Source organism: Streptomyces sp. NBC_01471 (assembly GCF_041438865.1).
Taxonomy (GTDB): Bacteria; Actinomycetota; Actinomycetes; order Streptomycetales; family Streptomycetaceae; genus Streptomyces.
Genome location: NZ_CP109450.1, coordinates 7,635,330 through 7,649,956 on the forward strand (window position 1 = coordinate 7,635,330; position 14,627 = coordinate 7,649,956).

Consider the following 14,627-nt stretch of genomic DNA (forward strand, 5'->3'; position numbering starts at 1 on the left):
TTGACGGTGCCGGCGTGGCCGTCGAAGGACACGGCGGCCTGGACGAGCGGGCCGGACAGCAGGTCGATCCGGGTGCCACCGAGGAGACGGCAGCGGGCTTCCCGACGACGCCGAACTGCGCCCGCACCAAGGACGGGAGCTTGCTCGCCTCAGGCTCAGCTCGGTCCGTCACCGCTGTCGATCCCGGCCGCAACCTCGTTTACCTCCTTGCCAACAGGTGCGCTCCGAACCCCGCGGATCCCTCGGGCTCGTGGAAACCCATCGCAACAACGATCGCCATCAACCCCAGCGACGGCAGTTCGACAGCGATCAACGACCCGGCGGGAACGCCCTACGGTTCCAATTCCGTGGTCTACAACGCCGCCGCAGGGTCGGCTTACGTCTACTTGAACGGTGGAACGAACTGCGGCGGTGGTGGGGGCCGCATCGACCGAATCGTCGGGACGAAGGTCACGGGGGAAGCACCAGCCTGCGCAGCGTCAGCTGCCACCGGGAACAATGATCACAAGCTCACCGTGCTGAGAAACCTCAACAGGATCTTCTTCGCACAGCAAAATTACGGCGGAGCGCCGGGCGGCCTCGGGGTGGCCGACGGCAGCACGTTGCTGGGTCGAGCTCCCCTCGACGCGGGGCCCCAGTTCGGCGCGTTGGCCGCGAACAACACCACGGGCAAGGTGTACGCGGTCGATCCGGTCAACGGGACGGTCGCGGTGTTTCGGACAGGATCGGCCTAGCACCATGCCCGACCAGCCACGCACCCTCCACAAGGGCCCGGGCGGCCGGCTACGGCTGGGGCGTCGTACCGCCATCGTGGTGGTCAGCGTGATCGCGTCGGTCACGCTGACCGCGTGCGGTGACAACGGACCCCCGAAGCGTGCGTTCGACGTCGCTCCGTATGTGCACAAGGGGCACGTGGTCAACTGCGACGTGTTCAAGACCCAGGCCGACGCGCAGGCCGTGCTGCGGGCGGACGCACTCGACCCGAACGCACTCGACCGGGACGGTGACGGCATCGCGTGCCCGAGCCGCCCCGAGCCGACGGACAAGAAGCCGGTCCACCGCGACTTCATGACCGACAAGGACGGCGCGCCGGTCATCGAGCCGCTCAGGTCGCCGTCGGCGTAGCAACGGTGGAAGCAGTCAGGCTCGGCACGGATATCCTGCCGGCGCGCACAGCGGGTCATGGGGCATCTCCCTCCTGCCTGCGGGAGGGAGATGCGTGGACACGGCAGCCGCGGTCCTTGATCGACAGGGCATCGGGGCCGGTCAGGTCGGAGCGGTCGCGGTGATGTGGCTCCGTCCGCGGTCGGCTTCGGCGGCTCGGCGCTGGTGCCGGCGGCCGGGGTGGTGCGGGCGCGGGTGATGGCCGTCGGGAGGAGTGATGCGCTGCGAACCGGGGCATCCCGTACATGTGCCCGGCTAGTCCGTGCCGTACCCGGAACGCAGAGGCCGGCGGCGGACGGAGCGGAGAGCCGGGGGAGCGGGACGACGAGCGGCGGAGCGGCATGAGCGACAGACCGCGGGCGGCGGACCGACCGGACCCCGGCCTTTTCGGCCCCGGATCGGTGACCTGGCAGGCACACGCGGACCCGGTCATGTGGATCGCCGGTGTCCGCGCCCTCTACCTCCAGGCACTGCACCCCCGCGCGGTCCGCGGCGTCATCCAGAACTCGGACTTCCGCCGGGACGCCTGGGGGCGACTGCTGCGCACCGCGAGCTTCGTCGGCACCATCACGTACGGCACGACCGAGGCCGCAGAACAGGCGGGCGCCCGGGTCCGCCGGATCCACGATTTCCTCGGTGCCACCGACCCCGCGACCGGGGAGCGGTACGGCGTGGGAGAACCGGCGCTGCTGCTCTGGGTGCACTGCGCCGAGATCGACTCCTACCTCAGCGTCCTGCGCCGCTCCGGCGTCCCCGTCAGCGACGCACAGGCCGACCGCTACATCGACGAGAACCGGGAGAGCGCCCGGCTGGTCGGGCTCGACCCGGCGGAGGCGCCGGCGGACCGGGCCTCACTCGCCGCGTACTTCGAGTCCGTACGCCCCGAGCTCGCCGCGACCACGGAGTCGCGTGAGGTCGAGGCATTCCTGCGCAGGCCCCCCGTTCCCGCCGTTCTCGCTCCGGCGCGCGAGGCACTCTGGCGGCAGGTGGCCGCCCTCGCGTACGCCGCTCTGCCTCCGTACGCCCATGAGCTCTACGGGAGACCGGCACCCGGCCCGGAGACCGTGACCCGTCGGCTCACCGCCACCGGCAACGCCCTGCGCTGCATCCCCGGCCGGCTGCGCTGGCAGCTGCCACCTGGCCATATTCTGAGGGCAATGGCGCGCCTGGGCCCGGGCAGCCGTCCGGCGCCGTACCAACTCCGGACACCGGACCCCATACTGGACGGGCCGGGGACGGTGCAGCGACGCGACGGGGGCGACAGCACGAGATGGCGGACACCAGGCTGATCCACGGCCGGTACCGGCTGCTCGAACCGATCGGGCGCGGGGGCATGGGCGAGGTGTGGCGGGCGCGCGACGAGTCGCTGGGCCGCCACGTCGCCGTCAAATGCCTCAAGCCGCTGGGACCCCAGCACGACCAGTCCTTCACGCGGGTGCTGCGCGAGCGCTTCCGCCGCGAGGCGCGGGTCGCGGCCTCGCTCCAGCACCGCGGGGTCACCGTCGTCCATGACTTCGGCGAGTACGAGGGCGTCCTGTACCTCGTCATGGAGCTGCTCGACGGCCAGAACCTCAGCCAGCTCCTGGAGGCGAACGAGCAGCGGCCGCTGCCGGTGCCCGATGTCGTCGACATCGCCCGGCAGGTCGCGTCAGCCCTCGCGTACACCCATGATCAGGGCATCGTCCACCGGGACCTGAAGCCCGCCAACATCATGCGGCTCAGGGACGGCACGGTGAAGATCTGCGACTTCGGCATCGCACGCCTGGGCCACGACATCGGCTTCACCTCCCGGCTCACCGGTACGGGCATCGCCATGGGCACCCCGCACTACATGTCTCCCGAGCAGATCGGCGGCGGCGAGATCGACCACCGCAGCGACCTCTATTCGCTGGGGTGCGTGCTGTACGAAATCGCCACCGGGGCGCCGCCGTTCGACCTCGACGACGCCTGGGCGGTGCTCGTCGGCCACCGGGACACGGTGCCCGAGCCGCCGCGCAGCCACCGGTCCGAACTGCCGGAGTTCCTCGACCGGGCCGTCCTCGACCTGCTCGCCAAGACCCCCGACGAGCGCCCGGCGGACGCCAGGGAGTTCGGCCTGCTGCTCGGCCCGGAGACACCCGCCGCCGGGCTGTCCGCGACCGCCGTGCTGGGTCCCGCGGTGCAACTGCCCCCGCGTCTGCCGCCGCTGCCACCCTGGACCCGGTCCATGACCACCGGTCACAAGGCCACCGGGACCTGGACGGTCACCTCCACCCCGACCGACCGGGCGACCGCGCTCACCGGCGAGTGGACGACCGCCGGGCCCCCGCGCGGGGCCGCAGTGGTCCCCGCGGTGTCCACCGGGCAGCGGCCCACCCCGCCGCCCGGTCTGGTGGCCGCGCTGGCGGGCCGTCACAACGCCGGGCTCAGCCTGAGCAGGCTGGGCCGCTGGGAGGAGGCGGGGGAGGTGCACCGGGCCGTGGCAGCCGAGCGTGAGTACGTCCTCGGCCCCGGCCATCCGGACACCCTGGCCAGCCGCTACGAAGTGGCCTTCACACTGAGCCGCACCGGGCGGGCGGGCGACGCGCTGCGGGAGTTCAGGCGGGTCGCCGACGGCCGGGAGCGTGCCCTGGGCGCCGACCATCCGGAGACTCTCACCGCCCGGCAGGAGACGGCGTACGTACTGGGGCAGCTCGGCCGGCACTTCGAGGCGCACCAGGTGTACGCGGCGGTGCTCGCGGCCCGGGAGCGCACCGTCGGTCCTGACCACCCGGACACCCTGCGCTGCCGGCACAACCTCGCCTTCAACCTGAGCAGGCTCGGCCGGCTGGAGGACTCGCACCGGATGGCGTGCGAGGTCGCCGCGGCACGTGCGGCCGTGCTCGGTGCCGCGCACCCGGACACCCTGTCGACCCGGTACGAAGTCGCCTACGCGCTGGGACAGCTGGGCCGCTGGCCGGAGGCTCTGGAGATCTACCGCGAGGTGGCCGCCGCGCGGGAACAGGCGCTGGGCGCCGACCACCCCGACACGCTCGCCACCCGCTACGAGGTGGCCATCAGCCTGGGCCGGCTGGGTCGCAGCGCGGAGGCGCTCGAACGGTTCGGCGCGCTGGTCGGCGACCGCACCCGGGCCCAGGGGCCGGCCGCCCCGGAGACGCTGCGGGCCCGCCACGGTCTCGGGGTGAACCTCGGCCGCCTCGGCCGGTGGGACGAGGCGCTCGCCGAGGCGCGCGAGGTCTGCGCACTGCGCGAACAGGTGCTGGGCGGCGACCATCCGGACACCCTGGTCAGCCGCCGCGAGATCGCTGTCGGGCTGGGCTGGCTCGGCCACTGGCCGGACGCGCTCACGGTCTACCGGGCGGTCGCCGTGGCGCGGGAGCGGGTACTCGGCCTCGACCACCCGGACGCGCTGGCCAGCCGCAACGACGAGGCGCACTGCCTGGAGCAGCTGGGCCGCGGCGACGAGGCCGCCGGGCTGTACCGCCAGGTCGCCGCGCGACGGCAGCAGCGGAGCGCGCCCGGTCTGTGAGGCGGCGCCGTGCGGTCCCCGCTCAGCAGTGAGAAGGACAGGGCCCTGCCCGGTCCGTGACGTCCGCCAACACGGCGAAGTCGGCGCGGAGATCGAAGAACCGGACAGGGCCGGGCGTCAGGACCCGATCGGGTTGACGTACGTCGCCGGGTGGGTGGCGCCGTCCTGCTTGGTGATCGCGCCGCCGAACGGCCACTTCAGCGAGAACTGGCTCTCCTCGTTGGGCGGGGTGATCCGTACCAGGCCGGGCTGGAAGGTGCCCGACCCCTTCTCCGTGGTCGCGCCGAGCGTGATGCTGAAGTCGGTGGTGTCACCCGGCGAAAGCGAGATCGTGGTGACCGGCTTCGTGGAGCGCGTCAGCGACCACGTGCCGTCGGACGCCTGGTTGCCGACCAGGTCGACGCCGGGGAAGCCGGTCAGCGTGCAGGTGCGCTTGCCGATGTTGGTGAACGCCACCGACGCCTGCGTCTGGTTGTCGGACTTCATGTCCGGTACGGCGTCGCCGCCCGTGGCGAAGGCCGCCTTCAGACCGGCCGTCCGGCAGCGCGACGACGCGGAAGCACCCGCCGCCGCGGCCTTGCCGCCGGTGGAGGAGGAGCTGTTCGACGCCTTCGTACCGCCGTTGACCGCGGAGGCGCCGGCGCCCGAACTGCCGGAGGCCGAGCTGCTGGAGCTGTCCGAGCCGTCGCCGGCCGCGCTCTTGCCCGAGGTGGCGCTGTCGGAAGAGGAGGCCGATGAGGAGTCCTTGGCATCCGACGCCTTGTCGTCGGACGAGGACGAACAGGCGGCGGCGCCCAGGCTGAGCGCGGTGACGGCGAGGAGGGCAGCCATCCGGCGCGGGAGTCGGTTCAGCTGTGTTGTCATGAGTGTGGGGCCCCTGGCATCGTGAGTAAGTGATCTTCGCCCTTTTACCACGCCGTGGCAGTGGGGTCAGTTGCAGGGAGATGCGAATCCCTGTATGTGACATGGATCTCGCTGCCAGGGAGGACCGGCCGCGCTGAACGCCCTTGACCAGGTGTCACCCACCGGATCAGTCCTCGGAACGTACCCAGCCGGCCGCCTCGATCCGGGCCGCGTCGGCCGCCCGGGTCTCGTCGAAGACCGTACGGCGGCCGTCGCCCACCACGATGCCGGTGACGTACGCCCCGCGGCCCACGTACAGCTGATCGGTCGTGTAGCGCCAGCGCAGCCGGACTTCCCTGCCGCGCCACGCCGTCAGATCCGCGTCCAGCCGGTGCCAGACGCGCCCCGACCAGCCGTCCACCGAGCCCGCCGGACGGGCCTCGGCCGCCTGACCCCCGACGGTGGTGGAGAAGGGCACTGGATGCCAGGCCGCACCCGCGTCCACCGAGGCCTCCAGGAACAGGACATCGGCGTGCGGCTCGCTGTCCCACCACACCGAGGCGCCGAGACGCGCCCGCCCGGACGCCGGGACGACCACGGGCAGGGTCAGGGTGGCCGTCGCCGAGCTCGCCATACCGGAGAACCAGGCCGTGTGCCCGTGCGCGGGCCGCACCGGCACCGCCCGCGCCAGGCTGTTGCCCGCCTGGACCCGGGGAGCGCTCCCCGTACGCCAGTTGCGCACCGGATGGACCGAGTTGCCCAGCATGATCAGGAAGGAGTCGGTGGACGGGTCGAGCACCAGGCTGGTACCGGTGAACCCGGTGTGGCCCGCGGTGCGCGGAGTGGCCATCGCGCCCATGTACCAGTGCTGGTAGAGCTCGAAGCCCAGGCCGTGATTGTCCCCGGGGAACGCGGTGTTGAAGTCGGTGAACAGCAGGTCGACGGAGTCGGGCCGCAGGATGCGGGCCCGCCCGTACGCGCCGCCGTTCAGCAGGGTGCGGGCCAGGACCGCCAGATCCCAGGCGCAGGAGAAGACTCCGGCGTGACCGGCCACGCCGCCGAAACTGTAGGCGTTCTCGTCGTGCACCTCGCCCCAGACCAGCCCGCGGTCGAGGCCCGACCAGGGTGGTCTGGCATCCTCGGTGGCCGCGATCTCCGGCTTCCAGGATGCGGGCGGGTTGTAGCGCGTGCGGTGCATCCCGAGCGGAGCGGTGATCCCTTCACGGACCAGCACGTCCAGCGTGCGCCCGGTGATCCTCTCCAGGACCAGCTGCATCGAGATGAGATTGAGGTCGGAGTAGAGGTACGCGGTGCCGGGGGCGTTGATCGGCGCCTCGTTCCACAGCATCCGCAGCTTCCCCTCCCGCGTCGGCTCCTTGTACAGCGCCAGCGTCGCGCGGAAACCGGAGGTGTGCGTGAGCAGCTGGCGTACCGTCATGTCCGCCTTGCCGGCCGCGCCGAACCCGGGGAGGTACGAGGCGACCTTCGCGGCCGGCTCCAGTGCGCCCCGTTCGATCTGCTGCACCGCGACGAGGGACGTGAAGAGCTTGGAGACGGAGGCCAGGTCGTAGAGGGTGTCCCGGTCCGCCGCGATCTGCTGGTCCGGGGGGAACTCCACACCTGTGTCGGACTTCTCGTCGTACGCCGAATAGCGCACCGCCTGCCCGATCGGCTCGTGAAGTGCCACCGTGCCGCCGCGCCCGGCGAGCAGTACGGCGCTCGCGTACCACGGATGGGTGGGGGAGGGGCCGAGGAACGCCCTGGCGTCACCGACCAGTTGGCGCAGTTGGCCGGGGAGCAGTCCGGCCTGCTCGGGGGTGCCGCGGCGGAGCACCGTACGCCCGGACCGGGAGCCGGGCCCCGCAGCGCCGGAGCCCGCCGAGCCGGACCCCGGACCCGCAGCCCGTCCAGCGGCTGCGGCTGCCGGACCCAGCGGGAGGGAGGCCAGCGCGAGCGCCCCTCCCAGGGCCAGCATCCCGCCGCCCAGCCGGCGCCTGCTGATCTCCCCGCCCGCAGCGTTGCCGCTCATCCCAGCACTCCTTGAAAGTATCTTTCGGGGCTCGATCGACTGCGGAAACTTTCTGCCATCGGTCCGGGGGTGTCAACCCTCGTGCCGCGTGTCCCCGGCGCTCCAAAGAATCTGACACAGCATCAGAAAAGCTCTTCCCTCGGCTGCTCCGCTGGGGCATCCTGCGCCCCATGGAGACGGAGCTGAGCAAGAAACTGGGGATCGAGCACGCAATCTTCGGCTTCACGCCCTTTCCCGCCGTGGCCGCCGCCATCACCCGGGCCGGCGGATTCGGGGTACTCGGAGCGGTCCGCTACACCGCCCCCGACGAACTGGCGCGTGATCTCGACTGGATGCAGGACCACACCGGCGGACTGCCGTACGGCCTCGATGTCGTCATGCCCGCGAAAAAGGTGGAGGGGGTGACGGAGGCCGAGGTCGAGGCGATGATCCCGGAGGGGCACCGCCGGTTCGTCGAGGAGACCCTCGCCAAACACGGGGTCCCCGAGCTCCCCGAGGGCGAGCCCTCCGGCTGGCGGATCACCGGGTGGATGGAGCAGGTCGCCCGAAACCAGCTCGACGTCGCCTTCGACTATCCGATCAAACTGCTCGCCAACGCCCTCGGCTCACCGCCCGCCGACGTCATCGAGCGCGCCCACCGCCACGGTGTCCTGGTCGCGGCACTGGCCGGCAGCGCCAAGCACGCCCGGCGCCACGCCGACGCCGGCATCGACATCGTCGTCGCCCAGGGGTACGAGGCGGGCGGCCACACCGGCGACATCGCCTCCATGGTGCTCACCCCCGACGTGGTCGACGCCGTGTCCCCGCTGCCGGTGCTGGCCGCCGGCGGGATCGGCAGCGGGGAGCAGATCGCCGCGGGCATCGCACTCGGCGCCCAGGGCGTCTGGCTCGGCTCGCTCTGGCTCACCACCACCGAGGCCGAGATGCACTCCCGCGCCCTCACCCGGAAGCTCATCGAAGCGGGCTCCGGCGACACCGTGCGCTCCCGCGCCCTCACCGGCAAACCCGCCCGTCAGCTCCGTACCGAATGGACCGACGCCTGGGACGACCCCGCAGGACCGGCCACCCTCCCCATGCCGCTCCAGGGTCTGCTCGTCGCCGACGCGGTCTCCCGGATCCAGAAGTACGAGATCGCCCCGCTGCTCGGCACCCCGGTGGGCCAGATCGTCGGCCGCATGAACTCCGAACGCGGCGTCCAGGAGGTCTTCGACGAGCTGACCCGCGGTTTCGAGCGGGCCGTCGACCGGATCAACCGCATCGCAGGACGGAGTCACTGATGGCAGCGACGGACAGCCAGACCCCCAACGGCTTCTGGGCCCAGGCCACCGCGGACCCCGGCCGCACGGTCGTGATCGCACCCGACGGCGAGGAGTGGAGCGCCGGACGGCTGCACACGGCCGTCAACCAGCTGGTGCACGGACTGCGGGACGCGGGTCTGGAGCGCGGGGACGCCTTCGCGGTCGTCCTGCCGAACGGCGTCGAGTTCCTCACCGCGTATCTCGCAGCCTCCCAGGCCGGTCTCTATCTGGTGCCGGTCAACCACCACTTCGTCGGACCGGAGATCGCCTGGATCGTCTCCGACTCCGGGGCCAAGGTCCTCATCGCGCACGAGCGGTTCGCCGAAGCGGCCGCGGCGGCGGCCGACGAGGCCGGGCTCCCCGCCACCCACCGGTACGCGGTCGGCGCCATACCGGGCTTCCGTCCGTACGCCCAACTCCCCGGCGGGCAGCCCGGATCCGTACCCGAGGGCCGCACCCTCGGCTGGGTGATGAACTACACCTCGGGCACCACAGGGCGGCCCCGCGGTATCCGCCGCCCGCTGCCGGGCAAGCTGCCGGAGGAGACCTACCTCGGCGGGTTCCTCGGAATCTTCGGGATCAGGCCCTTCGAGGGCAACGTGCATCTCGTGTGCTCGCCGCTCTACCACACGGCCGTGCTCCAGTTCGCCGGCGCGGCCCTGCACATCGGCCACCCGCTGGTCCTGATGGACAAGTGGACGCCCGAGTCGATGCTGCGCGTCATCGACGCGCACCGGTGCACCCACACCCACATGGTCCCGACCCAGTTCCACCGCCTCCTCGCCCTGCCCGACGAGGTCAAGGAGCGGTACGACGTGACGTCGATGCGCCACGCCATCCACGGCGCCGCGCCCTGCCCCGACCACGTCAAGCGGGCGATGATCGAGTGGTGGGGCCACTGCGTCGAGGAGTACTACGCGGCCAGCGAGGGCGGCGGCGCCTTCGCCACCGCCGAGGACTGGCTGAAGAAGCCGGGCACCGTCGGGAAGGCCTGGCCCATCAGCGAACTCGCCGTCCACGACGACGACGGCAACCGGCTGCCGCCCGGCGAACTCGGCACCGTGTACATGAAGATGTCCACCGGCGGCTTCAGCTACCACAAGGACGATGCCAAGACGGCGAAGAACCGCATCGGTGACTTCTTCACCGTCGGCGACCTGGGCCTCCTCGACGAGGACGGCTACCTCTTCCTCCGCGACCGCAAGATCGACATGATCATCTCAGGCGGGGTCAACATCTACCCGGCCGAGATCGAGTCCGCGCTGCTCACCCACCCGGCGGTCGCCGACGCCGCCGCCTTCGGCATCCCCCACGCCGACTGGGGCGAGCAGGTCAAGGCCGTCATCGAACCGGCCGAGGGCGCCGAGCCCGGCGAGGCGCTCGCCGCCGAGATCCTCGCGCACTGCGAGGCCCGGCTCGCCGGGTACAAACGCCCCAGGACCGTCGACTTCATCGAGACGATGCCCCGCGACCCCAACGGCAAGCTCTACAAGCGCCGGCTGCGCGAACCGTACTGGGAGGGACACGAGCGCGCCCTCTGACCTCGCCGCACGGAGCCTGTGCGCCTCGGCGCGGAGCCTGCCGCCCGGCACCTGACCCGAACGTGAGGCCCCGGGTCCGGGCGCGCCCACCGGGCAGTCGCTGATCATCTCTGTCAGCGTGGCCCCATGAGAGCGCCGAGCCGGGTCCTGGCGGCACAGTGGACCACCGTGGTCCCTGTGGTCGCTGTCGTGGCCCTGATCTTCAGCTGGGGCCGCGATCTGCCGGTCCTCGCCGTAGTTCTGGTGGCGCTCTGCCTGGCCGGAGCGGTACTGGCCGCCGTGCACCACGCCGAGGTGATCGCCCACCGGGTGGGGGAGCCCTTCGGCTCGCTGGTGCTGGCGGTCGCCGTCACCGTCATCGAGGTGGCGCTCATCGTCACCCTGATGGCCGACGGCGGCTCCAAGTACTCCTCCCTGGCGCGGGACACCGTCTTCGCCGCGGTGATGATCACCTGCAACGGGATCGTGGGCCTCTCCCTGCTGGTCGGCGCGGTACGCCGAGGGGTCGCCGTCTTCAATGCCGAGGGATCGGGCACCGCCCTGTCCGCGGTGGCCGCGCTGGCGACCCTCACCATGGTCCTGCCGAGGTTCACCAAGACGCCGGGGCCGGAGTTCAGCGGCCCGCAGCTGGCCTTCGCGGCCATCGCCTCACTCTGTCTGTACGGCCTCTTCGTCGCCGTCCAGACGGTGCGTCACCGGGACTACTTCCTGCCGGTCACCCAGGAGGGCGAGATCCAGGACGAGGAGGGCCACGCACCGCCGCCCGGCCGGCGGGCCGCCCTGTTCAGCCTCGGGCTGCTGCTGGTCGCGCTGATCGCCGTGGTCGGCAACGCCAAGGCCATCTCGCCGGCCCTGGAGTCGGGCGTCGCGTCGGCCGGGCTGCCGCATGCGGTCGTCGGCGTGGTGATCGCGCTGCTCGTGCTGCTTCCCGAGACGCTCGCCGCGGTACGGGCGGCGCGCCGCGACCGCATCCAGACCAGTCTCAATCTGGGGCTCGGCTCGGCCATGGCGAGCATCGGTCTGACGATCCCGGCCATCGCGCTGGCCTCGGTCTGGCTCAGCGGACCACTGCTGCTCGGGCTCGGAGCCACCCATATGGTGCTGCTCGCGCTGACCGTGGTGGTCGGCGCCCTGACGATCGTCCCCGGCCGGGCGACCCTGATGCAGGGCGGCATCCACCTGGCGATCTTCGCTGCCTTCGTGTTCCTGGCCGTCAGTCCCTGAGCCCGGGGTGCCGCCGGACCGGCTCGTGCTGTCTCCCGCCGGTTCCACCCGTCCGGTACGCCGCCCTTGACCAGGCCCCCGGCGAACCGCAGGATCACGCCATGACACAGGACCACGCCACAGCGGGTGTACGCGCCGACACCGTCGACGGAATCCTGCGCCGCAGTGCGCGGCGGGTGCCGGGGCGCACCGCGGTGCGGTACGGGGACCGCGCCTGGACCTACGCCGCGCTCGACGAGGCGGTCACCACGGCGGCCGCCGTCCTGACCGGGCACGGTCTGCGGGCCGGCGACCGGGTCGCTTCCTACGGCGACAACTCCGACGTCTACCTCATCGGCTTCCTCGCCTGTGCCCGGGCCGGACTGATCCATGTCCCGGTGAACCAGAACCTCGCCGGTGACGAACTGGCCTACATCCTGGGCCAGTCGGGCAGCGCGCTGGTGCTCGCCGACCACGGCCTCGCCGACGCCGTTCCGGACGGGTTCCCGGTGCGCCTGCTGCGCGGGGACGACGACTCGCTGCTGACCGCGCTCGGCACTCCCCGGCCCTTCACCCCCGAACGCCCGCCCGGCTCCGAGGACCTGGTGCAGCTGCTCTACACCTCGGGCACCACCGCACTGGCCAAGGGCGCGATGATGACGCACCGGGCGCTCATCCATGAGTACGTCAGTGCCATCACCGCCCTCGGCCTCCAGGAGACGGACCGGCCGCTGCACTCGCTGCCCCTTTACCACTCGGCCCAGCTGCATGTCTTCCTGCTGCCGTACCTGGCGGTGGGCGCCGAGAACACCATCCTGGACGCTCCGGACGCGGCCGAGGTGTTCCGGCTGGTCGAAGCGGGGCTCGCGGACACCCTCTTCGCGCCGCCCACCGTGTGGATCGGCTTCTCCCGCCACCCCGATTTCGCCACCCGTGATCTGAGCGGACTCCGCAAGGCGTTCTACGGAGCGTCGATCATGCCGGTGCCCGTGCTGGAACGGCTCCGGGAGCGGTTGCCCGGTCTGGCCTTCCACAACTGCTTCGGCCAGAGCGAGATCGGCCCGCTCGCCATGGTCCTGGGGCCGGGTGAGCACGAGGGGCGGATGGACTCCTGCGGCAGGCCCGTTCTCTTCGTGGAGGCCGCGGTCGTCGACGAGAACGGCGACGAGGTCCCCGACGGCATCGCGGGCGAAGTCGTCTACCGTTCACCGCAGTTGTGTGAGGGCTACTGGGGCAAGCCGGAAGAGACCGCGGAAGCCTTCCGCGACGGCTGGTTCCACTCCGGCGACCTCGCGGTCCGCGACGACCAGGGGTACTTCACGGTGGTCGACCGGGTGAAGGACGTCATCAACTCCGGTGGTGTGCTGGTCGCTTCACGCCAGGTCGAGGACGCGCTCTACACTCACCCCGGCGTCGCCGAGGCTGCGGTCGTCGGACTGCCCGACGACCGCTGGATCGAGGCGGTCACGGCAGTGGTCGTCGTGTGCGCCGAGGTCACCGAGGCTGAACTGCTCGCCCACGGCCGCGAGGTGCTCCCGCACTTCAAGGCCCCGAAGCGGGTCCTGTTCGTGGACTCCCTGCCGCGCAACGCCAGCGGGAAGATCCTCAAGCGCGAGCTGCGGGACCGTTTCGCAGGTCCACGATCCGCTTGAACTTGCCCACCGAGCGTTCGAGGGTTTCGGGGTCGACGATCTCGACGGCGGCCGTGATTCCGATGGAGTCCTTGATGCCTGCCGCGACCGACCGGGCCGCGGTGTCCCGTACCTCCGGGGAGGCGTCCGGCCTGGCCTCCGCCTGTACCGTCAGGGCGTCCATCCGGCCTTCCCGGGTGAGCCGCAGCTGGAAGTGCGGGGCGAGACCGGGGGTGCGCAGCACGATCTCCTCGACCTGGGTGGGGAAGAGGTTCACGCCGCGCACGATGACCAGGTCGTCGCTGCGTCCGTTGATCCGCTCCATCCGCCGGAACACCCTGGCGGTGCCGGGCAGCAGCCGGGTCAGATCCCTGCTCCGGTAGCGGATCACCGGCATGGCCTCCTTGGTGAGCGAGGTGAAGACCAGCTCCCCCCGCTCGCCGTCCGGCAGGACCTCACCCGTGAGCGGGTCGACCACTTCGGGGTAGAAGTGGTCCTCCCAGATGTGGAGGCCGTCCTTGGTCTCCACGCACTCCTGCGCCACGCCGGGCCCCATGACCTCGGAGAGCCCGTAGATGTCGACGGCGTCGATCGCGAAGCGTTCCTCGATCTCGCGCCGCATCTCCTCGGTCCACGGTTCGGCGCCGAAGATCCCGACCCGCAGGGAAGTGGACCTGGGGTCGATGCCCCTGCGCTCGAACTCGTCCAGGAGTGTGAGCATGTAGGTCGGTGTCACCATGATGATCTCGGGGCGGAAGTCCTGGATCAGCTGCACCTGCCGGGCTGTCATCCCTCCGGACGCGGGGATCACCGTGCAGCCGAGGCGTTCGGCGCCGTAGTGGGCTCCGAGGCCGCCGGTGAACAGCCCGTATCCGTACGCCACATGGACTTTGTCGCCGGGCCGGCCACCCGCCGCGCGGATGGACCGGGCCACCACGTCGGCCCAGGTGGACAGGTCGCGTTCGGTGTAGCCGACGACGGTGGGGCGGCCCGTCGTGCCGCTGGACGCGTGGATGCGGCGTACGTCGGACTGCGGCACGGCGAACATCCCGAACGGGTACTGGTCGCGCAGATCGGCCTTGACGGTGAACGGGAAGCGGGCCAGATCGGTGAGGGTGCGGCAGTCCTCGGGACGCAGCCCGGCCTTGTCGAAGGACTCGCGGTAGAACGGCACGTTCTCGTACGCGTGCCGGAGCGTCGCGCGCAGCCGCTCCGTCTGAAGGGCTTCGAGCTCGTCGCGGCTGAGCCGCTCCGCCGCGTCCAGCAGGGCTGTCATGTGGTCACTCCCGTCCCGGCCGGTCAACCAGCCGACCGATCATTCGGTCGACCTGTGTGCGATCAGTAATTCAGGAGAGGGCCGGACCGTCAAGAGCTGTGCACCACGGATGGGGGAGAGCCGCCCCGCTCCCG

At 71.4% G+C, this 14,627-nt stretch carries 11 protein-coding genes; 8 read left to right on the forward strand and 3 right to left on the reverse strand.

The annotated features are described in order from the left end of the window. Positions 1 to 14 precede the first annotated feature (14 nt). From OG285_RS34540 to OG285_RS34555, 4 genes are all read left to right on the forward strand, one after another. Positions 15 to 734, forward strand: coding sequence for a hypothetical protein (locus OG285_RS34540; RefSeq protein WP_371793292.1), 720 nt, complete (start codon positions 15 to 17; stop codon positions 732 to 734). Between the two features lie 4 nt (positions 735 to 738). After that, entirely contained in the window at positions 739 to 1,125 is a 387-nt protein-coding gene (locus tag OG285_RS34545; RefSeq protein WP_371793293.1) for an excalibur calcium-binding domain-containing protein, read from the forward strand. Between the two features lie 380 nt (positions 1,126 to 1,505). Next, positions 1,506 to 2,453 carry an oxygenase MpaB family protein gene (locus OG285_RS34550; protein WP_371793294.1) on the forward strand — a complete coding sequence of 316 codons (948 nt, stop codon included), beginning with the start codon at positions 1,506 to 1,508 and terminating at the stop codon, positions 2,451 to 2,453. Then, the gene (locus OG285_RS34555; RefSeq protein ID WP_356832010.1) at positions 2,435 to 4,672 is read left to right on the forward strand and encodes a serine/threonine-protein kinase; all 2,238 of its coding nucleotides are present in this window, start codon (positions 2,435 to 2,437) and stop codon (positions 4,670 to 4,672) included. The genes OG285_RS34550 and OG285_RS34555 overlap by 19 nt, the downstream gene beginning before the upstream one ends. Positions 4,673 to 4,789: 117 nt before the next feature. Here OG285_RS34555 and OG285_RS34560 read toward each other — a convergent pair whose 3' ends face one another. Both OG285_RS34560 and OG285_RS34565 read right to left on the reverse strand, forming a co-directional pair. After that, positions 4,790 to 5,536: a DUF4232 domain-containing protein gene (locus tag OG285_RS34560; RefSeq protein WP_371793295.1), complete on the reverse strand. Its 747-nt coding sequence runs from the start codon at positions 5,534 to 5,536 to the stop codon at positions 4,790 to 4,792. 166 nt (positions 5,537 to 5,702) lie between these two features. Continuing rightward, the gene (locus tag OG285_RS34565; RefSeq protein ID WP_371793296.1) at positions 5,703 to 7,544 is read right to left on the reverse strand and encodes a serine hydrolase; all 1,842 of its coding nucleotides are present in this window, start codon (positions 7,542 to 7,544) and stop codon (positions 5,703 to 5,705) included. A gap of 170 nt (positions 7,545 to 7,714) precedes the next feature. Here OG285_RS34565 and OG285_RS34570 point away from each other — a divergent pair, with 170 nt between their 5' ends. The 4 genes from OG285_RS34570 (at position 7,715) to OG285_RS34585 (ending at position 13,238) form a co-directional block, all read left to right on the forward strand. Beyond that, a complete protein-coding gene (locus OG285_RS34570; protein WP_356832016.1) occupies positions 7,715 to 8,821 on the forward strand; it encodes a nitronate monooxygenase in 1,107 nt (368 codons plus the stop codon). Next, positions 8,821 to 10,383, forward strand: a complete 1,563-nt coding sequence (locus OG285_RS34575; protein ID WP_371793297.1) for an acyl-CoA synthetase — start codon at positions 8,821 to 8,823, stop codon at positions 10,381 to 10,383. The genes OG285_RS34570 and OG285_RS34575 overlap by 1 nt, the downstream gene beginning before the upstream one ends. A gap of 126 nt (positions 10,384 to 10,509) precedes the next feature. Next, positions 10,510 to 11,607, forward strand: coding sequence for a calcium:proton antiporter (locus OG285_RS34580; protein WP_371793298.1), 1,098 nt, complete (start codon positions 10,510 to 10,512; stop codon positions 11,605 to 11,607). A 101-nt stretch (positions 11,608 to 11,708) separates the two neighbouring features. Next, on the forward strand, positions 11,709 to 13,238 hold the full coding sequence (locus OG285_RS34585; protein ID WP_356832022.1) for a fatty acyl-CoA synthetase: 1,530 nt from the start codon (positions 11,709 to 11,711) through the stop codon (positions 13,236 to 13,238). On the opposite strand, the gene paaK is transcribed toward OG285_RS34585, so the two are convergent. Next, positions 13,192 to 14,493, reverse strand: coding sequence for a phenylacetate--CoA ligase PaaK (paaK, locus tag OG285_RS34590; RefSeq protein ID WP_371793299.1), 1,302 nt, complete (start codon positions 14,491 to 14,493; stop codon positions 13,192 to 13,194). The genes OG285_RS34585 and paaK overlap by 47 nt on opposite strands. Positions 14,494 to 14,627: the final 134 nt, after the last annotated feature.